The 26,637-nt window shown below is 72.8% G+C and carries 30 protein-coding genes and 2 pseudogenes; 14 read left to right on the forward strand and 18 right to left on the reverse strand.

Features of this window, described 5'->3' with window-relative positions:
- Nucleotides 1-65: 65 nt before the first annotated feature.
- The 5 genes from AB0F68_RS21315 to AB0F68_RS21335 are packed head-to-tail and all read right to left on the reverse strand — an operon-like array spanning nt 66 to nt 2,712.
- Nucleotides 66-827 carry an ABC transporter permease gene (locus AB0F68_RS21315; RefSeq protein ID WP_357341051.1) on the reverse strand — a complete coding sequence of 254 codons (762 nt, stop codon included), beginning with the start codon at nt 825-827 and terminating at the stop codon, nt 66-68.
- On the reverse strand, nt 824-1,591 hold the full coding sequence (locus AB0F68_RS21320) for an ATP-binding cassette domain-containing protein (RefSeq protein WP_357341054.1): 768 nt from the start codon (nt 1,589-1,591) through the stop codon (nt 824-826). Before AB0F68_RS21320 ends, AB0F68_RS21315 begins: the two co-directional genes overlap by 4 nt.
- On the reverse strand, nt 1,584-2,015 hold the full coding sequence (locus tag AB0F68_RS21325) for a hypothetical protein (protein WP_357341056.1): 432 nt from the start codon (nt 2,013-2,015) through the stop codon (nt 1,584-1,586). Before AB0F68_RS21325 ends, AB0F68_RS21320 begins: the two co-directional genes overlap by 8 nt.
- A gap of 38 nt (nt 2,016-2,053) precedes the next feature.
- Complete coding sequence (locus AB0F68_RS21330) at nt 2,054-2,299, reverse strand: hypothetical protein (protein WP_357341058.1); 246 nt, start codon at nt 2,297-2,299, stop codon at nt 2,054-2,056.
- Complete coding sequence (locus tag AB0F68_RS21335) at nt 2,296-2,712, reverse strand: DUF2089 domain-containing protein (RefSeq protein ID WP_357341061.1); 417 nt, start codon at nt 2,710-2,712, stop codon at nt 2,296-2,298. The genes AB0F68_RS21330 and AB0F68_RS21335 overlap by 4 nt, the downstream gene beginning before the upstream one ends.
- A gap of 125 nt (nt 2,713-2,837) precedes the next feature.
- On the opposite strand from AB0F68_RS21335, the gene AB0F68_RS21340 reads away from it, so the two are divergent.
- Entirely contained in the window at nt 2,838-3,203 is a 366-nt protein-coding gene (locus AB0F68_RS21340; protein ID WP_357341063.1) for a hypothetical protein, read from the forward strand.
- Between the two features lie 13 nt (nt 3,204-3,216).
- Here AB0F68_RS21340 and AB0F68_RS21345 read toward each other — a convergent pair whose 3' ends face one another.
- From AB0F68_RS21345 to AB0F68_RS21360, 4 genes are all read right to left on the reverse strand, one after another.
- Nucleotides 3,217-4,101 (reverse strand): aminoglycoside phosphotransferase family protein, encoded by an 885-nt coding sequence (locus tag AB0F68_RS21345; protein WP_357341065.1) that lies wholly within the window; start codon nt 4,099-4,101, stop codon nt 3,217-3,219.
- Nucleotides 4,102-4,179: 78 nt separating this feature from the next.
- The gene (locus AB0F68_RS21350) at nt 4,180-4,674 is read right to left on the reverse strand and encodes an N-acetyltransferase (RefSeq protein WP_357341075.1); all 495 of its coding nucleotides are present in this window, start codon (nt 4,672-4,674) and stop codon (nt 4,180-4,182) included.
- A 22-nt stretch (nt 4,675-4,696) separates the two neighbouring features.
- Entirely contained in the window at nt 4,697-5,290 is a 594-nt protein-coding gene (locus AB0F68_RS21355) for a hypothetical protein (protein WP_357341077.1), read from the reverse strand.
- Between the two features lie 98 nt (nt 5,291-5,388).
- On the reverse strand, nt 5,389-6,636 hold the full coding sequence (locus AB0F68_RS21360; protein WP_357341079.1) for a hypothetical protein: 1,248 nt from the start codon (nt 6,634-6,636) through the stop codon (nt 5,389-5,391).
- Between the two features lie 200 nt (nt 6,637-6,836).
- On the opposite strand from AB0F68_RS21360, the gene AB0F68_RS21365 reads away from it, so the two are divergent.
- The 5 genes from AB0F68_RS21365 (at nt 6,837) to AB0F68_RS21385 (ending at nt 9,369) form a co-directional block, all read left to right on the forward strand.
- Nucleotides 6,837-7,292, forward strand: a complete 456-nt coding sequence (locus AB0F68_RS21365; protein ID WP_357341081.1) for an RNA polymerase sigma factor — start codon at nt 6,837-6,839, stop codon at nt 7,290-7,292.
- Complete coding sequence (locus AB0F68_RS21370; protein WP_357341084.1) at nt 7,285-8,004, forward strand: hypothetical protein; 720 nt, start codon at nt 7,285-7,287, stop codon at nt 8,002-8,004. Before AB0F68_RS21365 ends, AB0F68_RS21370 begins: the two co-directional genes overlap by 8 nt.
- 116 nt (nt 8,005-8,120) lie before the next feature.
- Nucleotides 8,121-8,618, forward strand: a complete 498-nt coding sequence (locus tag AB0F68_RS21375) for a hypothetical protein (RefSeq protein WP_357341086.1) — start codon at nt 8,121-8,123, stop codon at nt 8,616-8,618.
- A 59-nt stretch (nt 8,619-8,677) separates the two neighbouring features.
- A complete protein-coding gene (locus tag AB0F68_RS21380) occupies nt 8,678-8,863 on the forward strand; it encodes a ribonuclease (protein ID WP_357341089.1) in 186 nt (61 codons plus the stop codon).
- 107 nt (nt 8,864-8,970) lie between these two features.
- Complete coding sequence (locus tag AB0F68_RS21385) at nt 8,971-9,369, forward strand: hypothetical protein (RefSeq protein WP_357341091.1); 399 nt, start codon at nt 8,971-8,973, stop codon at nt 9,367-9,369.
- 78 nt (nt 9,370-9,447) lie between these two features.
- Here the strand turns inward: AB0F68_RS21385 and AB0F68_RS21390 are convergent, their stop codons facing one another.
- On the reverse strand, nt 9,448-10,674 hold the full coding sequence (locus AB0F68_RS21390) for a helix-turn-helix domain-containing protein (protein ID WP_357341094.1): 1,227 nt from the start codon (nt 10,672-10,674) through the stop codon (nt 9,448-9,450).
- A gap of 83 nt (nt 10,675-10,757) precedes the next feature.
- Between AB0F68_RS21390 and AB0F68_RS21395 the strand changes: the two genes are divergently transcribed.
- From AB0F68_RS21395 to AB0F68_RS21415, 5 genes are all read left to right on the forward strand, one after another.
- Nucleotides 10,758-11,849 (forward strand): ferredoxin reductase, encoded by a 1,092-nt coding sequence (locus tag AB0F68_RS21395; protein WP_357341096.1) that lies wholly within the window; start codon nt 10,758-10,760, stop codon nt 11,847-11,849.
- A gap of 16 nt (nt 11,850-11,865) precedes the next feature.
- Nucleotides 11,866-13,008: an acyl-CoA desaturase gene (locus AB0F68_RS21400; RefSeq protein WP_357341098.1), complete on the forward strand. Its 1,143-nt coding sequence runs from the start codon at nt 11,866-11,868 to the stop codon at nt 13,006-13,008.
- Between the two features lie 241 nt (nt 13,009-13,249).
- Complete coding sequence (locus tag AB0F68_RS21405) at nt 13,250-14,422, forward strand: alanine--tRNA ligase-related protein (RefSeq protein ID WP_357341101.1); 1,173 nt, start codon at nt 13,250-13,252, stop codon at nt 14,420-14,422.
- Between the two features lie 76 nt (nt 14,423-14,498).
- Nucleotides 14,499-15,971 carry an ATP-binding protein gene (locus AB0F68_RS21410; protein ID WP_357341103.1) on the forward strand — a complete coding sequence of 491 codons (1,473 nt, stop codon included), beginning with the start codon at nt 14,499-14,501 and terminating at the stop codon, nt 15,969-15,971.
- 23 nt (nt 15,972-15,994) lie between these two features.
- The gene (locus tag AB0F68_RS21415; RefSeq protein WP_357341106.1) at nt 15,995-17,812 is read left to right on the forward strand and encodes an acyl-CoA dehydrogenase; all 1,818 of its coding nucleotides are present in this window, start codon (nt 15,995-15,997) and stop codon (nt 17,810-17,812) included.
- A 15-nt stretch (nt 17,813-17,827) separates the two neighbouring features.
- Here AB0F68_RS21415 and AB0F68_RS21420 read toward each other — a convergent pair whose 3' ends face one another.
- A complete protein-coding gene (locus AB0F68_RS21420) occupies nt 17,828-18,481 on the reverse strand; it encodes a class I SAM-dependent methyltransferase (RefSeq protein ID WP_357341108.1) in 654 nt (217 codons plus the stop codon).
- Between the two features lie 149 nt (nt 18,482-18,630).
- Here AB0F68_RS21420 and AB0F68_RS21425 point away from each other — a divergent pair, with 149 nt between their 5' ends.
- Complete coding sequence (locus AB0F68_RS21425; protein WP_357341111.1) at nt 18,631-18,924, forward strand: hypothetical protein; 294 nt, start codon at nt 18,631-18,633, stop codon at nt 18,922-18,924.
- A 24-nt stretch (nt 18,925-18,948) separates the two neighbouring features.
- On the opposite strand, the gene AB0F68_RS21430 is transcribed toward AB0F68_RS21425, so the two are convergent.
- Nucleotides 18,949-19,827, reverse strand: coding sequence for an RNA polymerase sigma-70 factor (locus AB0F68_RS21430; protein ID WP_357341178.1), 879 nt, complete (start codon nt 19,825-19,827; stop codon nt 18,949-18,951).
- A 229-nt stretch (nt 19,828-20,056) separates the two neighbouring features.
- Here AB0F68_RS21430 and AB0F68_RS21435 point away from each other — a divergent pair, with 229 nt between their 5' ends.
- Nucleotides 20,057-20,542, forward strand: a complete 486-nt coding sequence (locus tag AB0F68_RS21435; protein WP_357341113.1) for a carboxymuconolactone decarboxylase family protein — start codon at nt 20,057-20,059, stop codon at nt 20,540-20,542.
- 89 nt (nt 20,543-20,631) lie between these two features.
- Here the strand turns inward: AB0F68_RS21435 and AB0F68_RS21440 are convergent, their stop codons facing one another.
- The 3 genes from AB0F68_RS21440 to AB0F68_RS21450 all read right to left on the reverse strand — a co-directional run bounded on the left by AB0F68_RS21440 (nt 20,632) and on the right by AB0F68_RS21450 (nt 23,388).
- The gene (locus tag AB0F68_RS21440) at nt 20,632-22,311 is read right to left on the reverse strand and encodes a long-chain-fatty-acid--CoA ligase (protein ID WP_357341116.1); all 1,680 of its coding nucleotides are present in this window, start codon (nt 22,309-22,311) and stop codon (nt 20,632-20,634) included.
- 116 nt (nt 22,312-22,427) lie between these two features.
- The gene (locus AB0F68_RS21445) at nt 22,428-22,604 is read right to left on the reverse strand and encodes a hypothetical protein (protein ID WP_357341118.1); all 177 of its coding nucleotides are present in this window, start codon (nt 22,602-22,604) and stop codon (nt 22,428-22,430) included.
- A gap of 70 nt (nt 22,605-22,674) precedes the next feature.
- On the reverse strand, nt 22,675-23,388 hold the full coding sequence (locus AB0F68_RS21450; protein ID WP_357341123.1) for a spermidine synthase: 714 nt from the start codon (nt 23,386-23,388) through the stop codon (nt 22,675-22,677).
- A 164-nt stretch (nt 23,389-23,552) separates the two neighbouring features.
- Between AB0F68_RS21450 and AB0F68_RS21455 the strand changes: the two genes are divergently transcribed.
- A complete protein-coding gene (locus tag AB0F68_RS21455) occupies nt 23,553-24,557 on the forward strand; it encodes a zinc-binding dehydrogenase (protein WP_357341180.1) in 1,005 nt (334 codons plus the stop codon).
- A 36-nt stretch (nt 24,558-24,593) separates the two neighbouring features.
- Here the strand turns inward: AB0F68_RS21455 and AB0F68_RS21460 are convergent, their stop codons facing one another.
- The 3 genes and pseudogenes from AB0F68_RS21460 to AB0F68_RS21470 form a co-directional block, all read right to left on the reverse strand.
- Complete coding sequence (locus AB0F68_RS21460; RefSeq protein ID WP_357341125.1) at nt 24,594-25,202, reverse strand: class I SAM-dependent methyltransferase; 609 nt, start codon at nt 25,200-25,202, stop codon at nt 24,594-24,596.
- Nucleotides 25,141-26,030, reverse strand: a pseudogene (locus tag AB0F68_RS21465) (sulfite exporter TauE/SafE family protein). The gene AB0F68_RS21460 and the pseudogene AB0F68_RS21465 overlap by 62 nt, the downstream one beginning before the upstream one ends.
- Nucleotides 26,030-26,592: pseudogene (locus AB0F68_RS21470) on the reverse strand (rhodanese-like domain-containing protein). The pseudogenes AB0F68_RS21465 and AB0F68_RS21470 overlap by 1 nt, the downstream one beginning before the upstream one ends.
- Nucleotides 26,593-26,637 lie beyond the last annotated feature (45 nt).

Below are 26,637 nucleotides of genomic sequence, written 5' to 3' on the forward strand. Positions count from 1 at the left end.
CCGAGGTGGCACCACCTCACCGTGGCTGGTGACCGGCCGCAAGCGGCGGCCGGTCACCCCGGTGTTCAGGCGATCTTCCGCCGGTACGCGAGCATGGCGAAGGCGTAGGCGAGGACCAGGATGCCGGCGCACCAGGCGAGGGCGGTCCAGATGTCGTTGCCGGCCGGTTGCTGGTCGAGCAGGGCCCGGATGGTGTTGACGATCGAGGTGACCGGCTGGTTCTCGGCGAAGGCCCGCACCGGTCCCGGCATGGTGTCGGTGGGGACGAACGCCGAGCTGACGAACGGCAGGAAGACGATCGGGTAGGAGAAGGCGGACGCGCCGTCGGCGGAGGATGCGGAAAGTCCGGCGATCAGCGCAACCCAGGTCAGCGCGAGCGTGAACAAGGCGAGAATGCCGGCCACGCCGAGCCAGGCGAGCACTCCTGCCGATGAGCGGAATCCGATGATCAGCCCGGCCAGCATGATGACGACCACGGAGATGGCGTTGGACACCAGCGAGGTCAGCACGTGTCCCCACAGTACGGAGGAGCGAGCGATCGGCATCGAGTGGAACCGTTCGAAGATGCCGCGCTGCAGGTCGCTGAAGAGGCGGTAGGCGGTGTACGAGATGCCGCTCGCGATGGCGATGAGCAGGATGCCGGGCATCAGGTAGTTGACGTAGTTGTCGGTGCCGGCCTGGATGGCGCCACCGAAGACGTAGCGGAACAGCAGCAGGAACGCGATCGGCATGATCGTGACCGTGATGATGGTGTCGACGCTGCGGGTCACATGGCGTACGGAGCGACCGAGCATCACCCTGGTGTCGCTGAGCGCATGTGCGGTCATCGCTGCACCTGCTTGCTTCCGATGGTGGCGAGGAAGATCTCCTCCAGGGTGGGCTGGCGTTCCACGTACTCCACCTGGGCGGGTGGGAGCAGTTCCCTGAGGTCGGCCAGGGTGCCGGAGACGATGATCGTGCCGTCGTGCAGGATCGCGATCCGGTCGGCGAGATTCTCGGCCTCCTCCAGGTGCTGGGTGGTGAGCAGGACCGTGGTGCCGCTGTGCGCGAGGTTCTGGATCACCTGCCACACCTCGATGCGGGCCTCCGGGTCGAGTCCGGTGGTGGGCTCGTCGAGGAAGATGACCGGCGGGTCGCCGATCAGGCTCATGGCGATGTCGAGGCGCCGGCGCATGCCGCCGGAGTAGGCTGCCACCCGGCGTCCGGCCGCGTCGGCCAGACCGAACCGCGTGAGCAGGTCGTCGGCGACGCGGCGGGGGTCGGCGACCTTCCGCAACTTGGCGATCATGACCAGGTTCTCCCGGCCGGTGAGGATCTCGTCGACCGCGGCGAACTGTCCGGTCAGGCTGATCGACTCGCGTACCTGCGCCGGCTGCGACATCACGTCGAACCCGTTGACGGTGGCCCTGCCGCCGTCGGGCTTGAGCAGGGTGGCGAGGATCCGCACAATGGTGGTCTTGCCGGCGCCGTTGGAGCCGAGCAGCGCGAAGATGCTGCCCCGCGCCACCTTGAAGTCCACGCCCTTGAGCACCTGCAGCTGCTGATATGACTTCTGCAGTCCGTCCACGCGGATCGCCACGGTGTCACTCACAGAACACCTGCACCTTGGCGCCGGGGTCGTCGACGTCGACAGTGAGGTCGTCGAGCTGCTCGATGAGCTCCTCGAGCTGCTGCGGCTTGAGCTGGGTGAGGTCGATCGGCACCCCGGACTTCGCCAGCTGGGCGTTGGCCTTGGTGAGCGCCTGCGGAGGGATCAGGCTGGTGAGCTTGACCCCGGCGCGCAGCAACTGCAGCGGGATCCGGACGTTGACCCGGCTCGGCCCGTCGCCGCCGGCGTTGTCCTCCGAGCTCACCAGCACGCGCAGGTACCTGTGCCGCGGTTTCGGGCGGGTCCCACCTGTCGGTGAGGGCTCGGGTTGTTCTCGTTGGAGGGCGTCGATGAGCCGCTCGGCCTCATCGGCGGTGATCTTGCCCTGGGCCAGCATCTCGAGGATCTGGCGGCGCTGCTCGTTCACGGGTTGCTTCCTCTCGCGTTGACTCATCTGACGTGGATCTACATGGCGGTCGGGCCGTCATCGATGTCGATGCGGGTGCCGGGCAGCGCCCACAGCAGGCGCCCGGTGCCGCGCAGCGCGCCCACCGGGCTGATCCGGGTGAGGTGGCAGGCGACCAGCCCGGCCAGAACGGCGAGCACCAGCAGCGGTGACAGCAGCAGCAGGACGGGCAGGACGGGTACGTACAGGCGCAGCCAGCTGCCGTCGAGACGGCGGTAGCGGACGGTCACCAGCTGCGGGATCACCGGGACCGCTCCAGCTCGGCCAGCGCCTCCTGGACGGTGATCTCCCCGCGCTGGAGGCGGTCGACGACGTCGGCGCCGGCGGGCGCCGGGTCGGTGTCGGCGACGTCGAGATGCTCCGCGAAGTCGAGCTGCTCGGCGATCCGGTTCAACCGGGCCTTGATCGTCGGGTAGCTCACCCCGAAGATCCGCTCCATCTCCTTGATCGAACCGTGCGCGCGGACGAACGCCGCCACGAAGACCTGGTCGCTCACGCTGAGCTGGGCCAGCTGCGGCGGCTCGAACTGGCCCTCGATCACCACGCCGTTGCCCGCGAGGCGGACCCGCTCGACCGCGAACGGCTGCCCCTGGGTGAGATCCGTCAGTTCCTGCCAGTCCACGTCGGCCCCCTGCTTCCTCAACTTGCCCTGGTTCATTTCTAGCTTGATTTTATGAAGAAGTACAGACGCTAACCTTGAGATTTTTAATAACGATGGGAGGCGGCGGGCGTGGGGGAATCAACTCAGCGAGCCGCCACCAGGCCCGGGAGGCGGCACCCGACGTGCGCCATCAGGTCGGCCGTCTCGCCGGCGATGTCGAGTCTCAGGACCTGCGCGACAGCTCAGTCTCGGCACTTGGGTGGCAGGTCCGGCTAGACGATCTCGTCGACGTCCGCGCGGCGATTTCCGCCACGCAGCAGGCGGCCGTGATCATCCCGGTCGCCGCGGATCGGTGGGCGGTGGTGCCGTCGCAGGAGGACGGAAGCTACGCCGAGACCGAGAACCTGGCGAAGCTGCTGAGCCTCGCACCGGGCAGCGTGACCGCCTCGTTCGACGTGTTCGACTCCGATGTCATGGTGGCCATACTGTTCCGCGATGGCCGGGCGCGAGCCCGCCCTCGGGTCCCCAGCCTTGCACCGTTCTCGTGAGGAGTCCGTGCGCTCAGGCGGCCAGGACGCGTTCGAGTGTGGCGTAGCCTGCCGGCTCCCAGGTGGGCTTGCCTCCAGGTAGTCCGAGCCTGCCGTTGCGACCGATGCTGATCAGGGCCAGGGCGCGCATGACGGCCCAGCCGCGAGCCCGCGCGATGGTGGCCTCGTCCGCACGCTCGTAGGCATCGAAGAACCGCTTCGCCGTGCCGGCGGGCAACAGCACCCAGGCGGCTGCGAGGTCGGTCGCTGGATCGCCTGCGCACAGCTCGCCGAAATCGATCACTCCGGAGAGCGTCCCGTCCTGGACGACCACGTTCGCGGGGTGCAGGTCGCCGTGGAGCCAGAGCGGCGTGCCCTGCCAGGCGGGCGCCGCGACAGCCTTCTCCAACATCTCCCGCGCGGCGCCGGCGTTCGCGTCGCCTGCCAGAACCTCGAACCAGCCGTCGAGATCGTCGCGCATCCCGGCCAGCGGGATGCCACGCGTCGGGTTGGCCGGGGCGTCTGCGGGCGCCGGCTGGTGCAGGGCCCTGAGGAACCCTGCGAGGGTCTTGGCCGAGTCAGCACTGGTGATCGGGGTGTGATCGGCCGGCTCGCCCTCGACCCAGCGTGCGATCGTCCAGGTGTGCTCGAACAGCTCCGAGGGTTCGCCGGTGCGCATCGGAACGGGCGTCGGTAGCGGCAGGCGCTCGGCCAGGAAGGGCAGCCACTTCTGTTCGGTGCGCAGCAGGATCGGGGCACGTGCGGTGCGCGGCATGCGCACCGCCAGCTCCGGCCCGAGGCGCCACTGCTGGTTGTCCCAGCCGCCGGCGACATCGCGCAGTTCGAGGTCGGCGAGGTCCGGGTGCTGCTCGCGCAACAGCGCATGCACCAGGTCTTGCTCGAACCTGAACTCGCTCATCGACGAACCTCCGATCACTGACGTCCGCCGGCGAGCTGGCACTCGCCGAACTTGGCGGGCGAGAGTCGCGCGTGCGCGCTAGGCGCGCGGCAGCGCGAGCCAGTCCTGCCAGGTGATGTCGCGGCCCAGATACCGGGGCTGCTGGAAGGGCCAGTCGGCGGCGATCCACTGCGGCACCAGCGCGTCGAGCGCGCGCTCCACCTCGCCGCCTACGAGGTCGTCCACCACCCACCAGGAGATTTCTCCGTCGGAGCCGGCGCGCTCGGGCGGGTCGATGTAGACGCAGCCGAAGATCGCCGTCTCCTCCTCGTCGAGCAGCGCGTAGTTGAACGACTGGTGGGCGGCTATCTCCTTCTCGTGCCGCAGCAGGTCGATGCGGTCCTCTTCATAGGTCATCGTTTCCCTGGGCCAAGCCCAGGCCGGCCCGAAGATCTCCCACAAGCGCTCTCGGGAGCCCATCACGGCGGGGTAGTCGAGCGCGGTGTCCGCCTCCCGGATCGGCCGCAGGTGAAGCGCGGTGTTGGGCACGGGCACGTACACGGGGTGGACGAAGTCCTCAGGCAGCCAGGTCATCGGGGCCGAGGCTACAGGCGGGTCATTCGCCCAGTGGAGCACCCTGCCAGCGCCATTCCTTCAGCTGCGGACGTCCTGTCAGCTCGATCCGGCCGGTGGACCACCGCAGCGCTGCCCACGGGTCCACCGCCGCCAGTCCGGGCGCCGTTTCCGGAAACAGTCGAGCGAGTACCCGGGCACACACGTCGCGTGGTGGATCGATGGCGAGACCGAGGCCCTGCGCGATATCCTCGCCGTGCAGCAACGTCTCCACGCACCCCATTGCGGCGAAGCCCTCCGGATCGGCTGCCCCGGTGGGGTGGTAGGCCCGCACATCCGGTCCTGACGTGCGTACCGTGGCTGCCAGAATGCGGCCACCCGCCTCGGCGAACTCCAGCACCTGTTCCGGGGAGGCGTCCTTGTCGGCGATTGCCATGAAGCGCACGTACCGCTTCTCCGGTCGGGCCACGAGTTGGCCCGCGAACGACATCAGGCAATCGCCGACGTGCTCGGCGGCGTGCCAGCAGTCCCAGTCGAGGTTGCCTGCCCGCTTGGACCAGTCCAGGTCGGTAGCCGGTCGTAGGGTGGCGACAACGCTGGACAGTGCTGCGTCGAGATCATCGGCGGTGACCGCCACGGTTCCCTCCAGGCTTGCGAGGCCGATGCTTGCACCGGCCCTGGTCGGTACAGCCAGCCACCCTGCCTGATGGGTGTGACGAACTGGGTCACGATGGGTCAGGCGGATCCGGCCAGGCCGCGCAGGCCGACGAGGCCGGGGACCGGGACGCGGCCGAGTTCCCGGCCGGTGACGGGATCGTGCCAGCTCACCGCGTCGCGCTGGCCCACGTAGAGACGGCTTCCGTCCCGGCCGGGCACGAGGCCGGTGACCGGCTCGCGTACCTGCCAGTCCAATGAGTCGGACAGGCGGGTGAGATTCAGCGCCCGGACCGTCGTACCGGCGGCGAGGTAGAGGCGGTCGTTGCCGGCGGCGGCGTGTGCGATGCCCGTGCCACGGGTCTGCGGAACCGTCCGGCGTACCGTCAGTTCCTCGGTCGAAATGTCGGCGACGGTGCCCGACGAGACGTCGGCGACGAGGAGCCGACCTCCGTCGGGGGTGATCGCCATGGCGTGGCCGGCTGCGGCCGCCTCGCCGTACGGGTGCGGCAGGTCGATGCAGTACGCCCACCGCTCCCGCAGGTTCAGGGTGTGGACGAACGCGTGGGCGTTGCCGGGCCGGCCGCTGACCAGGTCACGGGTGTGCTGGTGGCCGGGTTGATGGGTGTAGAGCGTGTAGAGGACGGTGCGGTCCGGGGCGAGCACCGCCTGGCGCCCGTCGCCGCGCATCTCCTCCTCGGCGCCGGGCGGAACCGGCTGCTTGTCGCGAGTGGACAGCGGACCGGGCACGCCGGTGGCGAGGTCGACGACCCGGACGCGGTAGCGGTCCGGCGCGGTCGCCGGGAGCCACTCCAGGACGAACAGCCCGGTGCGGTCCGCGGTGAACGCCTCCGGGACGAGGTTGCCCGCCAGGTTCAGCCGGTGGCGCACCCCACTGAGGTCGGCGACCAGCACCGGCGTCACCTCCCGCCCCGGTGGGCGGCCGGTCACCGTCACCCCGGTCGTGGTGAGCGCGACCGCCGTACCGTCGCCCGAGACGGCCTGTGGTATCCACCGCCCGGGCAGCAGGGCCTTGGCGGAGGCGCGGCCGGTCGCCGTGTCGATCCGCCGGCAGGCGGTGTCGGGGCCGTCGGGGGCGGTCGCGAACAACCACATCCCGTCCGCGCTGGCCACGGCGCGCGGGATCGTTCGCCGGTCGGTGCCCCGCAGGAGGCCCAGCCCTTCGGTGACCTGGACGAGCAATGGATCGGGAACGGTGAGAACCGGTTCCGAGCCCTGGCGCCGGACGGGCTCGCAGCCGGCCAGCGCGGCGGCGCCGGCACCGGCGAGCAGGGTCAGGATGCTGCGACGCGAGATGGTGACGGTCATGCCCGGGTGACACCCTCGAAGCCGTCGAAGTTCCGTGCGGCGAAGGTGGAACCCGCGCGGCGCGGCCGGTGTCATGAGGGTGATCGAAGCGGAGGTCTCCACTGGACGACGACGAGCTTGTCCGCCGCGCTGGCACCGGTGACCTGGAGGGGTACGAACTCCTGGTCGCCCGGCACACCGCGTCCGCGTATAGGACGGCGGTGCTGCTCGGCGCCGGGTCGGACGCGGAGGACGTCATCCAGGAGGCGTTCGTGAAGGGGTTCCGCAACCTGTCCCGCTACCGCGGCGAGTCGTCCTTCCGGTCGTGGCTGCTCGCGATCGTCGCCAACGAGACCCGCAACCTGCACCGGTCCCGGAACCGGCGGAACGGGCTCGTCCTGCGGGCCACGGCGGCGGACCTCGGGTCGGAGGTCGGCGAGGACGCCGCGGTCGGCGGGGTCCTCGCCGCGGAGCGCCGGGCCGCGCTGGTGGCGGCGCTGCGTCAGCTGCCGGTGAAGGACCGTGAGGTGATCGTGTGCCGGTTCCTTCTCGACCTGACCGAGGAGGAGACCGTGACGACGCTCGGCTGGCCCAGGGGCACGGTGAAGTCACGGACGTACCGGGCCCTGGCCAAGCTGCGCAACCTGCTCGACCGCGAGGAGGTGCGCCGTGGATGACCTCGAACGCGAGCTGCGGGACCTCGCCACCTGGCTGGAGACACCCGAGGTCCCCGACGTGACCGCCCGGATGCGCGCCCGGCTGGCCACGCCGGCACACCGGCGACGCCGCTGGCGTTACGCGCTCGCCGCGGCGCTGGCCGCTCTGCTCGTCGCCCTGCTGCCGCCGGGGCGGGCCGCCATCGCCGACGCCGTGTCGGGACTGCTGCGCTTCTCGGGGATCATCATCGACACCACGCCGGCGCCGATGCCGCCCACCGGCACACCGTCGCCGTTGCCGGCGCAGCGGCCGGCCTCCGCCGACGAGGCGCAGCGGCACCTGCGCTTCCCGATCCGCGTGCCGGCCGAGCTGGGAGCTCCGGAGCAGGTGCTGGTCGCCGACCCGGACGACACCGGCACGTACCGGGCGGTGACGCTGCTCTACCGCGGTGGCGCGCTGCGCCTCGACGCCTTCGACGGTCGCCTCGACCCGGTCTTCCACAAGCAGATCAGCGGGCCGGGCGTGGAATGGGTCAGCGTCCGCGGCGACTTCGCCGTGTGGATCGGCGGCCCGCACGAGCTTGCCTACGTCGACCGCGCCGGCACGGTACGGGTGGAGACCGCCCGGCTCGCCGCGGCCACGCTGATCTGGGAGGCCGCCGGCGTCAGCTACCGGCTGGAAGGCGAGCTGACCCGAGACGAGGCGGTCGCGATCGCCGCGTCGCTGGACTAGGCGTGGGCCGGCCCGCGCGACCGCGGTCATCCGCTACGAGAGGAACCCGCGCTGCCCGACCGGTGTCGACAGGACAGGGGTGCCGACCGGCGCCGACCGCGGTCCGGAGGTGCGAGATGAGTTCATGGGGCAGGCTCCTGCTGGGGTCGGTGGTCCTGCTGTCGGGCTGCACCACCGCGGGCCGGTCGGCCGCGCCGGCCACCCCCGCGAGCGCACCGACCGGCTGTGCGACCCGGGTCGAGGCCGGCAGGCTGCCCGACTGGGCGGACGCCGGGTTCACCGGGGACACCCGCATGCCGCATGTGTTCGGTGCGAAGGGCGAGATCGTCGCCGTGCTGTTCGGCCACCCGCTGGCGGTCGGCCGGACGGAGGGCCCCAGCAACAAGATCCTCTGGGTTGCCCGGCCGGCGGCGACGCCGTCGCCCGACCCGGCCGCGCCGGCCACCCTCGTCATCACCGCGACCCTGGACGGCACCACGAGCCGGGCGACCCGGGAGGTCGCCGGCGGCCCCGGCCCGTCGATCGTCGACCTGCCGCAGGCCGGCTGCTGGCACCTCGACCTCCGCTGGTCCGGACGCACCGACACCATGGACCTGGTCTACGTCCCCGCCTGACGGGCCGTCTTCGAGAACCTTGTGCATATCTGCCGCGAGCGGAGGGTATTGATTCGGTCGTGACCACACCTGAGCAGCGTCGGCAGCAGGAAGAAGCGCTCGAGAGCGGCGAGGCGTATCAGGACGCCGAGGGGCGCCTTACCAAGGATCCGGGTGCCGGTGCCGCGCACGCCGACAGCGAGGCCGACCGCAACGCCGAGCACCTGAGGCGTGGCGAGGTCGGTCCGGGCGTCCCGGAGGAGTAGCCGCTTCCCCCGATCCCTCCGTCGGCTCCCGGTCAACCGCTGGAGCGTGCTTCCGGGGAGTGCGACGATGGCGGTCGATGATGCCGGCATCCGGGTGGAGGACGATCATGGCGCGAGGCAGCGAGCGATCGGCGAGCCGGGCGGAACCCCGCCACCTCCGCGACGTCCACCTGCACGTCCTCGCCGTGGTGATCTTCGGGCTGCTCGCCTGGTTCGGAATCGACGGGCTCGACCGGGGGGTGGCCGGGCTGGCCGTGCCCTGGCTGATCGTGGGGCTGGCCGGCGCCGTCCGGGCGATCCTGGCGGTCACGGGGACCCTGCCGGCGCGACAGGTGGCCCGGGGAATCATGGTGCTGGTCGCCGTGGGCGCCCTGACCACCGGGTACGCGCTCGCCCCGACCGGGATGGACCGGGGCTTCGTCATCGCGGTGGACGCTGTTCTCGCCGGCGCGCTGGCCGCCTACGCGTTCCTGGGTGAGCCGCGCGCCGTCGCCGGGACCCCCTGACGCCCTCGACGCGCTCGCGCCGGCCGGCCGCTCCGGCCGATCCCGTAACCGGTCCACCGTGGCGGGGAGCAGCGGTGCTCAGGCGGCCTCCGGCGGGGTGGGCGGGACGGCCAGGGCGATGGTGAGGGCGAGCACCGTGGCCGGTTCGTGGAGGCGGTCGCCGTACAGCTCGCGGAGCTTGCCCATCCGGTAGCGGACGGTCTGCGGGTGGACGAACAGGTCGGCCGCCACGTCCTCGCGGCGGCCCTGGTGCAGCAGCCAGGAGCGCAGTGTCTCGGCGAGCCGGTGCGCGGTGGCCGGGGGCAGGGCGGCGAGCGGCGCGAGGGCCTGCGCGCGCAGGTCGGCCAGGGCCTCCGGGTCCATGCTGAGCAGCAGCTCGGCCAGGTGGTCCTCGGTGTCGACCGGCCCGGCGTCCGGTTCGCCGAGGCCGAGGGCGAGCGCCCGGGTGGCCCGCTGGTAGGAGGCGGCGACCCGGTGCCACGACCGGGCCGGTCCGAGCACCGCCCGGTGCCCGTGCAGCAGCCGGGTGAGTTGGCGCCGGCGGGCGCCGTGGGTGTCCGGGACCAGCAGGACGGCCAGTTCCTCGGCGGGGTCCATGCCGGGCAGGTCCTCGCCGCTCTCCAGAGTGTGCGGATTGAGCAGGGCGAGCACCGCGCGCAGGTTGCGGCGGGGCAGGAGGACGACGGTGAGGGTCTGCGGCAGTGGCCAGTCGGCCCGTTCGGCGCTGCGCCGCAGGATCTCCTCCGGTTCCCCGGCGAGCAGTTGCTGGATCAGGCGTTCCATGTTGCGGCTGCGGGCCCGGCCCGCGCTGGCCAGCTCGTCGGCGTGCCCGGCCACGCTGGCCGCGGAGAGCTCGTCGATGTAGGCGAACATCAGCTCGGCGAACTCGGCCACCGTCTCGGCGGCCAGCCCGCTGCGCACGGTAGTGGCGGAGACCTCCCGCCAGGCCACCCGGGCTCCCACCCGGTACGCGGCCAGCAGCGCGTCCATGCTGCGCCCGGAGCGGGCCTCGCCGCTGCCCAGCGCGTACGCGGCCTCCAGGGCCGGGGCCAGCGGGGTGCTCGGGTCGGTCAGCTCTGCCCCTTCGATGAGCTGGAAGAATGTACCCAGCGCGATGCGTACCGCGTTCTCGATCTTCTCCCGCATGGTGCCGGTGAGCGCGCCGGAGTAGTCGGGGACCTCGGCGGTGATCGCGCTGACGGTCCGCTCCGCCACCACGGGCAGCCCGTCGCGCAGCCGGGCCGCCACTCCCGCGTCGAGTTCGAGGTGGGCGGCGCGATAGTTCGGCACGGACTCGTCGGACATCTTGTTCTCCCCGAACAAAAACCTGCGGCTGTTTCACCTTTGGCGGTCAAGATGTTATGCGATCACGCAGTCACCCTGGTGATATGACCACAACTGCCCCCCGCCACCCCCAGAAGGCCACCTTCCGGGACAGATTGCTGCGGCTGGCCGGCGCGGTCACCACCCCGCTGTTGCCGGGGGACTACCTCGACCTCGTCGCTCCGCTGCGCGCCGGTGCTCCGCTGCGCGGCCGGATCGTCGAGGTCCGCCCGGAGACCCGGGACGCCGCGACCGTGGTCATCCAGCCGGGCCGAGGGTGGCAGGGGCACCTGCCCGGACAGTACGTGCGCCTCGGCGTGGACGTCGACGGGGTGCGCCAGTGGCGGGCGTACTCGGTCACCTCGGTGCCCGGCGCCGCGGACCGCCGGATCACCGTCACCGTGAAGGCGATCCCGGACGGCAAGGTCAGCAACCACCTGGTCCACCGGATCCGGCCCGGCACGATCGTCCAGCTCGACCAGGCGCAGGGCGACTTCGTCGTGCCCGAGGCGACCCCCGGACAGGTCCTCTTCCTCACCGCCGGCAGCGGCATCACCCCGGTCATGGCGATGCTCCGCGCCGGCCTGCCCGGCCGGGCCGACGTGGTGCTGGTGCACTCGGCGCCGACCCGCGACGACGTCATCTTCGGCCCGGAGCTGCGGGCGCTCGCCGGGTCCGGCGCGCTGCGGCTGGTCGAGCGGCACACCGACACCGACGGCCTGCTCGGCGTCGACGAGCTGGCGGACCTGGTGCCCGACCACCTCGACCGGCAGGCCTGGGCCTGCGGGCCGATCGGCATGCTCGACGCGGTTGAGGGGTACTGGGAGTCACACGGGCTCGCCGACCGGCTGCACACCGAGCGGTTCCGGCCCACCGTGATCTCACCGGGGGAGGGCGGCACCGTGACGTTCACCGGGGTCGGCGTGACCGTCGAGGCCGACGGGGCCACCCCGATCCTCGACGCCGGAGAGGCGGCCGGCGTGCTGATGCCGTCCGGCTGCCGGATGGGGATCTGCTTCGGCTGTGTCGTGCCGCTGCGCGAGGGCGCGGTGCGCGATCTGCGCAACGGGGACCTCACCACCGCCGTCCCCGGCGACGGCGTGCTCATCCAGACCTGCGTGTCGGCGGCCGCCGGTACCTGCGACATCGAACTCTGACAGGAGGCCACCCGACGTGACCGTGATCCAGAAGAAGGCCGACAACCCGATCGCCCACCTCACCGCCGCGGACATCGAGATCATCGGCAAGGAGCTGGACGCGATCCGGGACCGGGTGATCGCCGACCGGGGCGAGCGGGACGCCCGCTACATCCGCAAGGTGATCAAGACCCAGCGGACGCTGGAGCTGAGCAGCCGGGCCGTGCTGCTCTTCTCGCTCTTTCCGCCGGCCTGGATCGTGGGCACGGCCGGCCTCGCGGTCGCCAAGATCCTCGACAACATGGAGATCGGGCACAACGTCCTGCACGGGCAATGGGACTGGATGCGCGACCCGAAGATCCACTCCACCACCTGGGACTGGGACCACGTCTCCCCGCCCGAGCAGTGGAAGCACTCGCACAACGAGCTGCACCACCGGTACACCAACGTGCTCGGCAAGGACAACGACCTCGGGTACGGCATCATGCGGGTCGACGAGGACCAGCCGTGGCACCCGATGTACCTGGGCCAGCCGTTCTACAACTTCCTCAACGCCTGCTTCTTCGAGTACGGCATCGCCGCGTACGACCTTGAGCTGGGGGAGAACCTCAAGAACGGCCGGCACAAGGACCCGGCGTTCCGGGCCCGCGCCAAGGCGGTCGGTCGCAAGATCCGCCGCCAGGTGCTCAAGGACTACGTGCTGCACCCGCTGCTGTCCGGCCCGTCGTTCCTGTCCACGCTCGCCGCCACCTTCACCGCGAACCTGATCCGCAACCTGTGGAGCCACTCGGTGATCATGTGCGGGCACTTCCCGAACGGCGTGGAGACCTTCGAGAAGACCTCCATCGAGGGCGAGACCCGCGGCGAGTGGTACCTGCGGCAGATGCTCGGCTCGGCCAACATCAGCGGCCCCCGGCTGCTGCACATCATGACCGGCAACCTGTCGTTCCAGATCGAGCACCACCTCTTCCCCGACCTGCCGAGCAACCGCTACCAGGAGATCGCCCCGCAGGTCCGGGCCCTGTTCGACCGGTACGGCCTGAAGTACACCACCGGCCCGCTGCCCAAGCAGGTCGCCTCCGCCTGGTGGAAGGTGATCCGGCTGTCGTTGCCGAACCGGCGCTCCGACCGCCGGCAGCCGGTGGCCCCGGCCTCGCTGGTCTCCTCCGGCACGGCCTGACCGGTCGCCGCCCACCGGGATATTCCGGTGGGCGGCACCGCCGCCGATCGGCTACGGTCGTAGGCATGGACCTCAGGCGCAGCACCACCGCCGCAGCCGCGCGAGCTTCCCGCTCGCCGGTTGCCGCCGCCTGACCTGCCCAATTCCCGCCGGCGACCGGAAACGGTCCGCCGGCGTCGTCGTGTCACGCCACCGCCCGCGCGGCGGACCGTCCGGTCGTCCCCACCGGAAGGCCCGTGCCATGACACCCGACCAGATCGTCCGAACCTTCGTCGACCACTACCACCGCCGGGGCCACCGGGACGCGCCGGAGAGCTCGCTGATCCCGCCGCCCGGCGATTCGGTCCTCTTCACCACCTCCGGCATGCACCCGCTCACCCCGTACCTGCTGGGGCGCCCGCACCCCGGCGGCCGGCGGCTGGTCAACGTGCAGCGCTGCCTGCGCACCACCGACCTGGAGGAGGTCGGTGACCGCACCCACCTGACGGTCTTCGACATGCTCGGCTCGTGGTCGCTCGGCGACTACGACATCGCGACCAGCCTCCGCTGGGGGTACGAGCTGCTCACCGACGGTTTCGGCGTCGGCCCGGGGCGGCTGCACGCCACCGTCTTCGGCGGCGACGACCAGGTCGGCCCGGACGAGACCGCGCTCGCCACCTGGGCCGGGCTGGGTGTGCCGGTCGAGTCGAACGGCGCGGAGAACTGGTGGTCCAACGGCCCGACCGGCCCGTGCGGGCCCGACTCGGAGATCTTCGTGTGGACCGGGGACGGCCCGCCGGTCGGCACCCCGGGCACCGACGAGCGCTGGATGGAGGTCTGGAACCACGTCCAGATGCGCTACCACCGGCACTCCGACGGCCGGCTGACGCCGCTGCCGATGTCGAGCATCGACACCGGAATGGGTCTGGAACGCCTGGAGATGGTGCTGCGCGGCGGCCGGTCGGTCTTCGAGGGCGCCGGTCTGACCCCGTGGGTGGACGCGGTCCGCGACCGGTGGGACCTGCGCGGCGAGGACCTGCGGGTGGTCGCCGACCACCTGCGCTCCGCCGTGGTCGTGCTCGGCGACGGGGTACGCCCCGGCAACACCGGCCGCGGCTACGTGCTACGCCGGCTGGTCCGGCGGGCGCTCACCGTGCTGTGGCGGGACGACCCGGCGCGCGGCCTGACCGACCTGCCGCTCGACGCGTACGGCGACACGCTGCGCCGGTTCCGGCAGGAGGCGGAGGTGGGCCCGCTGCGCGAGCTGCTGCTGGACGAGGAGCGGCGGTTCCGCGGGCTGCTCGGCCGGGGCCGGCCGCTGGTCGACCGGGTACGCGCGCGGGGGCCGCTGACCGAGCGCGACTACCACTGGCTGCACGACACCCACGGGCTGCCCCGGGACCTCGTCGACGGCCTGCTCGCCGAGGCGGGCTGACCGGCGTCGGTGGCCGCCGCGGTGACCCGGTGTCAGACTCGGCAGCGGAGACCGCCGCAGCGAGGGATGTGGTCGCATGACGGGGTACGAGGTCCGGCCGGACGTGGAGACGGTGACGCTGCTCGGCGCCCGGGTCACCGTCACCGACGCCACGGCGCTGCTCGCCGCCGCCCAGGACGGGCCGGTGGAGCTGCTGGCCGGCGCCGACTTCCCCGCGCCCGTGCGGGAGGTGCGCTGCACCGTGCGCGCCGACAGCCGGGACGGGCGGCCGGTGCACCGCTTCGAGGCGTACCTGCGGGCGGACGCCCCGCTGCCCGCCACCGGCCTGCTCGCCCTCGGCCTGGCCGGACCGGTCGGGCTGCTGATCGCCCAGCGACTCGCCGCGAAGGGCGGCGACGGGCCGGCCGCCACGGTCGGCCGGGTGGCGGCCGAGGCCGGGCGCCGGCTCGGGCTGCGTCCCGCCGGGACCGCGCTCGCCGAGGCGCCGCGCGACGCGGCCGGCCGCGCGGTGCTGCGCGCCGCCGAGGAGGCCGGCCTGCGGCCGGAGGTGAGCCACGACGGCGGGACGGTGCGGGTGCGCGCCGAGGTGCCCAGCGCCGAGGTGACGCCGGCGCACCTGACCGCCGCGATCGGGGTGGTGCTCCAGGCCGTCCGCGAGCTGGCCGGCGACACCCCGGAGCCGACGTTGCTGCGCGGCCGGTCGTACCCCGTGGGTCACCGCGCGGCCGCGGCGGTGCCGCGCAGCGCGGCGGTGACCCTCGACCAGGTCGGCGGCCTGGCCGAGGTGGTCGCCCGGTTCCGCGAGGTCGCGGTGTCGTTCCGGCACCCGGGGGCGATGGCCCGCTGGGGGGCGCGCCGGCCGCAGGGCATCCTGCTGTACGGCCCGCCGGGCACCGGCAAGACCATGCTGGCCCGGGCCCTGGCCAACGAGATCGGCGCGGACTTCGTGGAGATCCGCACCCCGGAGATCCTCGACAAGTTCCTCGGCGGCTCCGAGCGCAACATCAAGCGGATCTTCCGGGAGGCGCGTCGCTACCGGCGGCCCACCGTCATGCTCTTCGACGAGTTCGACAGCATCATCAGTTACGCGGGCGCCGGTGGCGACGCGGCCAGCCAGGCGGTCAACGCGGTGGCCGGGATCTTCAAGCAGGAGATGAACACGCTGTTCGAGGAGAACCCGGATGTCATCGTGGTGGCCACCACCAACTTCCCGCAGCGGGTGGACGCCTCGCTGATCCGCTCCGGCCGCTTCGACCTCAAGATCGCCATTCCGGCGCCGGACGAGGCCGGCCGCGCGGAGATCCTCGCCAAGATGATCCGGGAGCTGATCGACCGGCACGAGCGGCCCGGCTTCCGGATGTTCGCCGCCGACGTCGACCCGGCCGCGCTGGCCGCCGTCACCCCGGGCCTCACGGGGGCCGACCTGCGGGAGGTGCTGCGCCGGGTGCAACTCGCCAAGGCGCTCCGGGAGGCGAGGGAGGGTGCGCCGCCCGCCCCGATCAGTCAGGATGACCTCCGAGAGGCCGTCGCCGGGCTGCGCCGCGGCTGAGCACGGCCGACGGAAGGAGACCTGTGTCGTCGTCGACCCTGCTGTCCCGTCGCGATCTGGCGTTCCTGCTCCACGACTGGCTGGACGTCAGCCGGCTGACCGAGCGGCCGCGCTACGCCGAGCACTCGCGGGAGACCTTCGACGCGGTGCTGGACCTCGCCGCGCAGGTCGCCGCCGAGCGGTTCGCCCCGCACAACCGCGCCGCCGACGCCGCCGAACCGAGCTTCGACGGGCAGCGGGTCCGCACCCTCCCGCAGGTCAAGGCCGCCCTGGAGGTGTTCGCCGGCACCGGCCTGCTGGCCGCCACCATGGACGAGTCGGTCGGCGGGATGCAGTTGCCGCACGCCGTGGCCGCCGCCTGCTTCGCCTGGTTCCAGGCCGCCAACGTGGCCACCGCCGCCTACCCGTTCCTCACCCTCGGCAACGCCAACCTGCTGCTCGCCCACGGCAGCGCCGAGCAGATCGACACCTGGGTGCGGCCCATGGTGGAGGGGCGGTTCTTCGGCACCATGTGCCTCTCCGAGCCGCAGGCCGGCAGCTCGCTGGCCGACATCACCACCCGGGCCGAGCCGCAGGAGGACGGGACGTACCGGCTGGTCGGCACCAAGATGTGGATCTCCGGCGGCGAGCACGACCTGGCCGAGAACATCGTCCACCTGGTGCTCGCCCGGATCCCCGGCGGGCCGCCCGGGGTGAAGGGCATCTCGCTGTTCATCGTGCCGAAGGTGCTCCTCGACGCCAACGGCGCGCTCGGCCCGCGCAACGACGTCGTGCTGGTCGGTCTCAACCACAAGCTGGGCTACCGGGGCACCACCAACACGCTGCTCAACTTCGGCGAGGGCGTGCATCGCCCGTACGGGCGGCCCGGGGCGGTCGGCTACCTGGTGGGGGAGCCGCACCAGGGGCTGGCGCAGATGTTCCACATGATGAACGAGGCGCGCATCGGGGTGGGCGCCGGCGCCACCGCGCTCGGCTACACCAGCTACCTGAAGTCCGTGGCGTACGCCCGGCAGCGCCCGCAGGGCCGCCCCGCCGCCGACAAGGACCCGACCGCGCCGCAGGTGCCGATCGTGGCGCACGCCGACGTACGCCGGATGCTGCTGGCGCAGAAGAGCTACGTGGAGGGCGCGCTCGCCCTGATCCTCTACTGCGGGCGGCTGCTCGACGAGGAGAAGACCGCTCCGGCCGAGGCCGACCGCAGCCGGGCGCACCTGCTGCTGGACCTGCTCACCCCGATCGCCAAGAGCTGGCCGTCGCAGTGGTGCCTGGCCGCCAACGACCTGGCCATCCAGGTGCACGGCGGCTACGGCTACACCCGCGACTACGACGTCGAGCAGCACTGGCGGGACAACCGGCTCAACCCGATCCACGAGGGCACCCACGGCATCCAGGCGCTCGACCTACTCGGCCGCAAGGTCACCATGCGCGGCGGGGCCGGCCTGGAGCTGCTGCTGGAGACCATCCGGGCCACCGTCACCCGGGCCTGGAAGGCCGAGGGCGAGGCGGCCGAGCTGGCCGGCCGGCTCGGCGCGGCGGTCGACCGGATCGCCGTGGTGACCCGCCGGCTGCACGGCGCCGGCGACCCGGAGCTGGCCCTGGCCAACGCCAGCGTCTACCTGGAGGCGGTCGGGCATGTGGTGATCGCCTGGATGTGGCTGGAGCAGTTGCTCGCCGTCGAGGCGCTGGGCAGCCCGGACGGCCCGGACGGCGACTTCCTCGCCGGCAAGCGGCAGGCCGCCCGGTACTTCTTCCGCTACGAGCTGCCCCGTACCGGCCCGCAGTTCGACCTGCTGGAGAGCCTGGACCGAACCACCCTGGACACCCGGGAGGCCTGGTTCTGACCGGCCGCGGAGGGCCTAGGAGGCGCGGCGCGCGAGCAGCGTGGAGTCGTGGATGTCGAGCGTCACGCCGTCGCGGGTGACCGTCCGCGGCCGCTGCTCGACCACCAGGGCCTCGAAGTCGTCCGGCAGGCCGGGCAGCAGCTCCTCGGCGACGAACATGGCTCGGCGGTGGCTGGCGGTCAGATGGGGGAATCCCTCCGACGGCGCGTGGCCGACGACGAGCAGGTGCCCGCCGGGCGCGACGGCGCCGGCCAACCGGCGGGTCACCTCCACCATCCCGCCGTCCGGTGGGTGCAGAAAGTGGCTGGTGACCAGGTCGTAGGACCGGCCGTCGGCCGCGAAGGTCCGGGCGTCGACCTGCCACCATTCGGTGCGGTCGGCGACCCCGGCCTGCTCGGCGTGCCGGGCGGCGCGGGCGAGGCCGTTGGCGGAGAAGTCGGTGCCGGTCACCCTCCAGCCCTGGCGGGCCAGCCAGATCACGTCGCCGCCCTCGCCGCAGCCGACGTCGAGCGCGGTGCCCGGCGTCAGCCCGGCCACCTCGGCGACGAGCTGCGCATTGGGGTTACCGCTCCAGATCTTCTCCTCGCCGGAATACCGCTCGTCCCAGCCCGGCGGCTCGAACAGGGCAGCCGCCTCCTCCGCGGTGGGGTGGTGTCCGTGTCCACTCATGAGGCGGCTTCCTCCCGGTGCTTGGCGGCGGCGGCCGCGGCGATCAGGTCGTAGGACTGGTTGACGTCCATGCCCACCAGCATCCTGAGCGCCGCTGGTGCCGACAAACTTTCTTGCTGCTTCGGCAAATCTCGCTGAGAATATGCGCCATGAGCGGCGACGTACCCCTCGAGGTGAGCGCCCTGGCGATCAACGTCACGATCCCCGAGGGGCTCCGCTGGACCGATACCCGGCGAGGTGAGGAGTTCATCCTGACCACGCTCAACGTCCGGCTCCTCCCCGACGGTCGCCTCGCGGCGAAGGCCTACGGGCGACCGACCGCCGGCGGCCGCGGCACCTACGTCTCGTTCCCCGTGCCCGACCGGCCCGAGCTGACGGCCCTGGTCGACCGGGCCGCCAGCCGCGCCGGTGCGCTGTGGTCCGCGCACCGCGGTCTCGGCTGAGCGGTCGGCTCCGCGGGCCACCGCTCAGCGCCGCAGGGTGGTCTCCCGCTGCATGTGCGACAGCTTTTCCGGATTGCGCACGGCGTAGAGCCCGGTGATGAGGCCGTCGTCGATGCGCACCGCCACGACGGTGTCGATCTCGTCGTCCTGCCGGAAGATCAGCGCCGGGTAGCCGTTGACCTGCGCCGGCCCCAGCGACATCGTGCCGGCGACCCGGCCCAATCCGGCGACCAGCAGGCGGGCCACCTTGTCGGCCCCCACGACGGGCCGCAGGACGGCCTGCTTGACTCCGCCACCGTCACCCAGGAGGACGACATCCGGCGCGAGGATGTCGAGCAGGCTCTGCAGATCGCCCGTCTCGGCCGCCCGCTGAAACGCCTGGAGCGCGTCGCGGGTCTCGGCCTGGGAGACGACCCCGCGCGGCCGGCGCGCCGCGACGTGGGCCCGGGCCCGGTGCGCGATCTGCCGGACCGCGGCCTCGCTCTTGTCGACGGCTCCGGCGATCTCGTCGTAGGCCAGGTCGAACACCTCACGCAGCACGAACACCGCCCGCTCGGTCGGCGTGAGCGTCTCCAGCACCAGCAGCATCGCCATCGACACGCTGTCGGCCAACTCGACGTCCTCGGCCACGTCGGGCGTGGTCAGCAGCGGCTCGGGCAACCAGGAGCCGACGTAGGACTCCTTGCGGCGGCCCAGCGTACGCAGCCGGGCCAGGGCCTGGCGGGTGGCGATCCGCACCAGGTAAGCCCGCTGCTCCCGCACCGTGTCGAGATCGACGCCCACCCACCGCAACCAGGTCTCCTGCAGGACGTCCTCCGCGTCGGCGGCCGAGCCCAGCATCTCGTAGGCGACGGTGAACAGCAGGTTGCGGTGGGCCAGGAACGCCTCGGTGGCGGAGTCCATGCGGTCGTCCTGGCTCATGCCCCCGCCGCGATCGTCGGGCGCGGTCCGCGACGTGCCGGCCATGCGGATCTCCTCTTCGCTCTCGACTGTGTCACCCACCAGATGCCGGGCCCCGCCGTTCTGTGACACCCAGACCCTAGTGGCGTGCGTCACGTGACCGAGCTGTCACAGGGATCGGGCCGCCGGCATCTCGTGTTCGTCCAGCGCCACACGGAGAGAGGACGACGTCATGGAAGCCCGATTCAACCTGTTCGAGAACGAGATCGCCGCCAAGTTCGCCAAGCGGTTCGCGAACACCGGCCTGGTGCTGCACCAGTCGCCGCTGCCGAAGTCGACGCAGGAGCTGGTGTCGCTGCGGGCCAGCCAGATCAACGGCTGCGGTTGGTGCATCGACCTGCACACCAAGGAGGCCGCGGCTGCCGGCGAGAGCGCGGTCCGGCTCAACCTGGTCGCCGCCTGGCGCGAGTCCACCGTGTTCACCGAGGCGGAACAGGCGGCGCTGGCGCTCGCCGAAGAGGGCACCCGGCTCGCCGACGCCCACCAGGGCGTCTCCGACGAGACCTGGGCCCAGGTGCGCAAGCACTACGACGACGACCAGATCGCCGCCCTGGTCTGCCTGGTCGCCCTGATCAACGCGGCCAACCGCCTTGCCGTGATCGTGCACCAGAAGGGCGGCTCCTACGAGGCCGGCATGTTCGCCAGCATGACGAGCTGATCGGCGACGGGTCCCGGCCCGGCCCGGGATCGTTCGATCCGGGCCGGGACCGGTGCCCAGTCATGGCGCCCCGCGTGTGATGCCGGTGGTCAGCCCTCGGCGAGCAGCCGGTCGCGCACCTCACGGCGGAGGACCTTGCCGATCTGCGAGCGGGGCAGGTCGTCGACCACCACCACCCGGCGGGGCACCTTGTAGCCGGCGAGGTGCTGCCGGCAGGCGGAGCGGACCGAGTCCGGGCCGGCGCCCACCCCCGGGTCCAGCACCACGGCGGCCACCACCTCCTCGCCGTCCCCGGTGGGCAGGCCAACCGCGGCGGCCTCGCGGACGCCGGGGATCCGGCACAGCGCCTCCTCCACCTCGGACGGGTAGACGTTGAACCCGCCCGTGATGATCAGCTCCTTGATCCGGTCGACCACGGTGACGAAACCGTCGGCGTCCATGGTGACCACGTCCCCGGTGCGCAGCCAGCCGTCGGGCAGCAGCACCCGGGCCGTCTCGTCGGGCCGGTTCCAGTAGCCGGCGAACACCTGCGGGCCGCGGACCAGCAGCTCGCCGGCCTCGCCGGGGGCGCGGTCCCGGGTCGGGTCCTCCGGGTCGACCAGGCGCACCTCGGTGGAGGGGAAGGGCACCCCGACCGTGCCCGGCCGGCGGGTCGGCGCGACCGGGTTGCCCAGGGTGATCGGGGAGGTCTCGGTCATCCCGTAGCCCTCGACGAGCAGGCCGCCGGTCACCGACTCCCAGAGCTGCACGGTGGCCGGGGGGAGCGCCATCGCGCCGGAGATGGCGTAGCGGACGGAGGTGAGGTCGACGCCGCGTTCCCGGGCGGCGGTGGCGAGCCGCGCGTAGATCGGCGGGACGGCGGGCAGGAAGGTGGGCGGGCGGCGGCGCGCCGCGTCGAGCACCTGGTCGAGGTCGAAGCGGGGGAAGAGCACCAGTGTGGCCCCGATGCTCACGGCGAAGGTGAGGCAGAGGGTCAGCCCGTACGCGTGGAACAGCGGCAGCACGGCGTACACGGTCTCCGCGCCGTCGTGCAGGCCGGGCACCCAGGCCCGGCCCTGCGCGGCGTTGGCCCGCAGGTTTCGGTGGGTCAGCACGGCGCCCTTCGGGACGCCGGTGGTGCCGCCGGTGTACTGGAGCAGCGCGGTGTCCCCGGGCCGGGGCGCGGGGTGGTCGGCGGCGAGCGGCGCGGCGTCGGCGACCAGCGTCGACCAGGAGAGCGCGCCGGGGGCCGGGGCGGTCATCGCGGCGCGGGCGGCGCGGACCTTGGGCAGCGGCAGCCGCAGCGCCCAGCGTTTGAGCCGGGGCAGGCCCCCGGTCAGGTCGACGCTCACCACCGTCTCGACCGCGCCCCGCCCGGCGACCAGCGGCGCCACCTTGTCCCACACCACCGCCACCCGGGCGCCGTGGTCGGTGAGCTGGTGGGCCAGTTCGTCGGCGGTGTAGAGCGGGTTGTGCTCGACCACCACCGCGCCGAGGCGCAGCACCGCGTAGAAGGCGACGACGTGCTGCGGGCAGTTCGGCAGCACCAGGGCGACCCGGTCGCCGGGGCCGACGCCGAGCCGGCGCAGCGCCTCGGCCGCGCGGGCCACCTGGTCGGCCAGGTCGGCGTAGGTGGTGGTGGCGCCGTAGAAGTCGAGCGCGACCCGGGGGCCGAACCGGCGGGCCGCGTCAGTGAGCAGGTCCACCAGCGAGCCGGTCGGCTCCGCGATCTCGGCCGGTACGCCGGGGGCGTAGCTGCGGGTCCAGGGCCGCTCCACGGTCGCGTCCATCGCCGTCTCTCCTCGCTGCCGGATGACGGCCCTCAGCCTAACTTAACCCACCGGTAACTTACGTTGCTGAGTTCGTCACACGACGCGAAGCGGGACGGCCGCCGATGCCGGACGAGTCAGCGGCGGCCGGCGGGTCGGTGCAGCACCCGCCGGGTCTTCATGACACCCAGGACGATGACCACGACCAGCACGACCAGGCCGATGATGATCAGCCAGCGGGCCGCCTCCAGCAGCAGCCCGAGCAGGATGAGCACGCCGGCCACGACGCCGACGGTCCAGAGCAACGCCCGCATGGCACCTCCTGCGAGTACGTGGACCGCCCGCTTTCCCGTTCCGGCTCCCGCCATTCCGCCCGCGGCGCGGTCAGTGCCGGGCCACGTATACGGTGTTCGCGGCCTCCCGGCCCTGCAACGGGTTGGGGAAGCGGACGACGTGCGCCACCGACGTCGGGAACACCTCGGTCAGCGTCCGCTGGAACGCCGGGTCCGGCGGGTCGTTCGACCAGAGCGCGAACACCCCCTCCGGGTGCAGCAGCGCGGCGAGCCGGCGCAGCCCGTCGGCCGTGTAGAAGGCGGCGTGGCTGGGGTGCAGCACCTGGCGGGGGGAGTGGTCCACGTCCAGCAGCACGGCGTGGAACCGCCGCCCCGGCGCCTCCGGGTCGAACCCGTCGCCGCTCGCGACCGCCGCGAAGAAGTCCGCCGGGACGAACCGGGTCCGCGGGTCGGCGGCCAGCCCGGCGGCGAACGGCAGCAGGTCCCGGCGGTGCCAGTCGATCACGTCCTCGATCGCCTCGACCACCACCAGCGAGCGCACCCGGGGATCCTCCAGCGCGGTGCGCGCCGTGTAGCCGAGGCCGAGCCCGCCCACCACCACGTCCAGGGCCTCGCCGGTCACCCGGGCCAGCCCGAGCCGGGCCAGTTCGATCTCCGCGACCGGGAAGAGGCTGGACATCAGGAACTCGTCGTCGAGCTTCACCTCGTAGACGTCGACGTCCAGCGACGGGTCGCGCCGCCGGCGCAGACTGATCTCGCCGATCGGCGTCTCCCGCCAGGCCAGTTCCTCGAAGCGTGCGCCCACGCGGTGGTCCTCTCCGCCGATTCCGTCACGCGATGTTACCGGTACCCCGCCCCGCCGTCGGGCGCGTCCGTTTTTCCGGCGCCGACGGCATCGCCCGGCCCTTCCCGGGTACGCCTGCCGTCGCGGGTCGAGGACGTCGGAGGAAGGAGCCGAGCGTGGCGGAGATGCTGGCCGGACGGCTGCACCTGGCCGAGCGGGCGCTGCGGATGGAGTCGGTGCCGGTGCCCGAGCCGGGGCGCGGGCAGGTGCGGATCCGGGTGGCCGCGGCCGGCGTGTGCCTGTCCGACGTGCACCTGATCGACGGCACGCTGACCCCGACGTACCTGTCCGGGGACGTGGTGACCCTCGGCCACGAGGTCGCGGGCACGGTGGACGCGCTCGGTGCCGGAGTGCGGGGCTGGCAGCCGGGCCAGCGGGTGCTGCTGCAGGCGGGGGAGCGGGACCGGTTCGGCCTCGTGCTCACCCGCGGCGTGGACTACGACGGCGGCTGGGCCGAATACGCCCTGGCCCGCGAGGACACCCTGGTCCCCGTACCGGACCTGCTCCCGTTCGAGCAGGCCTGCATCATCCCGGACGCGGTCTCCACGCCGTGGGCGGCGGTGACCGACACCGCGCGGGTCCGGCCGGCGGAGGCGGCCGCGGTGTGGGGTGTCGGCGGGCTCGGCGCGCACGCGGTACAGCTGCTGCTGCTGGTCGGCGCGGCCCCGGTGATCGCCGTGGACCCGCTGCCGGCGGCCCGGGACCGGGCGGTCGCCCTCGGCGCGGACCTGGCCCTCGACCCGAGGGACGACGGCTTCAAGGACGCCATGCTGGAGTTGGTCGGCACCAAGGGGCTCGACGTCGCGTTCGACTTCGCCGGCGTGCCCTCGGTCCGGGAGCAGGCCATGACCGTGCTCGGCCGGCGGGGGCGGCTGGTGCTCGCGGGCATCGCCAACCAGCCGATCAACATTCCGTCGGACAGCCGGTTCAACTACAACCAGCAGGCCGTGCTCGGCCACTACGGCTCGGAGGCGGAACACGTCGGGCAGTTGGTGACGCTCACCGGACTGGGCCGGCTCGACCTGTCCGCGTCGGTCAGCGACGTGCTGCGGCTGGCCGACGCGCCGGAGGCGGTGCGCCGGGTGCACGACAAGGAGGGCAACCCGATCCGCCTGATCCTGCGCCCGTGAGGCGCAGGCCGCCGGCGACCGCAGGCAGCGGACGCGTCAGTCGGCCGGGCGGGTCGCGACCACGACGGTGTCGAGGGCGTCGACGGTGCCGCCGTCGGTGGTGGACACCGGGCGGCGGGCCGTCTCGGCGCGCCGGATGTGCAGCCCGGCGAGCCCGTCGACCACCGCCTCCGGGGTGAGCAGGACGGCCGGGTCCTGCGGACCGCCGGTGCCGCCGGTCAGGTTCGCCAGGTCGTGGCCGACCACCACGAGGCTGCCGCCGGGGCGCAGCGCCTGCTTGGCCGCAGCCAGCACCCCGGCGAGGTCGTCGGCGGGCAGGTGCAGGTAGCTGATCAGCACCAGGTCGTAGCTGCCCGGCACCGGCCGGTACGCGGTGACGTCGGCGAGCCGCCACTCGACCGGGACGCCCCGGCCGGCGGCCAGCTCGCGCCCGCGGCCGACGGCGACCGGTGAGAAGTCCACCGCGGTGACCCGCCAGCCCTGCTCGGCCAGCCAGACCGCGTTGCGCCCCTCGCCGGCGGCGAGGTCCAGCGCGGCGCCCGGGGTGAGCCCGGTGACCGACTCGACGACGAAGCGGTTGGGCTCAGCGCTCCACACCAGCCCCGGCGTGCTCGCGTACCGGGTGTCCCAGGCGCTGCTGTCCACTGTGTCTCCTCCTTCGGCGGCCCCACGCCGCCATGCTGACCGTACCGGCTGCGGCAAGCGCTCCCAGGGCGAGTCCCGCGTACGCGGGAAGCTGCTGGGCGAGGACGAAGACGCCCATCACCACCACGAACCAGCCGAAGACCCGGCGCAGCAGGTCCGCCGGCAGCCGACCGGCGAGGCGCCCACCGGCCAGGCTGCCGAGTACCGCCGCGGCGGTGACCGCACCGGCCAGCCCCCAGTCGAGGTGGACGCTGGACAGATATCCGGCCAGGCCGGCGAAGGACTTCATCGCGATGACCACCAGCGAGGTGCCGACCGCGACCGGCATCGGCAGGCCGCCGAGCAGGGCCAGCGCGGGCACCACCAGGAAACCGCCGCCGGCACCGACCAGGCCGGTGACCAGCCCGACCACGATCCCCTCCAGGGCCACCCGGAACACGGGCAGCTCGTGCGGGGCCGGCCGGTCCGCGCCGCCGCGCCGGCCCCGCAGCATGGCGATCGCGGTGGCCAGCATCATCAGGGCGAAGCCGGTGAGCAGCACCCACGCCGGGACGAACGCGGCCAGCCGGCCGCTGGCGTACGCGCCGGTCATCCCGGCCAGCCCGAAGGTCAGGCCGGTGCGCCAGCGCACCCGGTGGGCCCGGGCGTGCGGCAGCACCCCGACGGCGCTGGTCACGCCGACGACGAGCACGGAGGTGGCGATGGCCTCCTTGGCCGGGAGGTCGGCCACGTAGACAGCAGCGGGACCGCGAGGATCGACCCGCCACCGCCGAGCAGGCCGAGGCTGACCCCGATGAGGACGGCCAGCCCGAGGGTCAGCAGGAGCATCAGCGGGCCTCCCGCAGCTGACCGACGACGGTGTCCAGGTCGCAGCTCGCGCCCCGGTTGTACGGCAGCTTGGCCAGCAGCATGCCCATGGCGCAGGTGTTGGTCAGCGCGGCGAAGGTGAGGCCGGCGCCGATGAACCCGGCGACCCACTTCAGGCCCGGCACGAACACCGAGCCGAGGACGCCGGCCAGCACGATCGAACCGGCGACCAGGCGGACCTGCCGCTCCAGGTCCCAGCGGGCGGCGCCCTGCTTGACCGGCGCGTTCGCGGCCTGCCAGGCGAGCATGCCGCCGTCCAGGACCTTGAGGTTCGGCAGCCCGACCCCGGCGAGCGCCTGCTCGGCCTGGGTAGCGCGGGCGCCCGAGCGGCAGATCAGCACCACGTCCTCGTCCAGGTGCTCGCGCAGTTCCGCGCGATGCTCCTTGAGCAGGTCGAGCGGGACGTTGTAGGCGCCGGGACGTGCACGGTCTCGAACTCGGCCGGGGTGCGCACGTCGAGCAGGCGGGGGGCGCGGCCGGCGTCGATCAGCTCGCGCAGGGTGGTGGCGTCGATGGTGTTCATGTCTCCTCGTTCCGGGGGGATGGCAGGGCGGGGCGCCGGCCGGCG

The sequence above is a fragment of the Micromonospora sp. NPDC023966 genome, assembly GCF_040639095.1.
Classification (GTDB): domain Bacteria; phylum Actinomycetota; class Actinomycetes; order Mycobacteriales; family Micromonosporaceae; genus Micromonospora.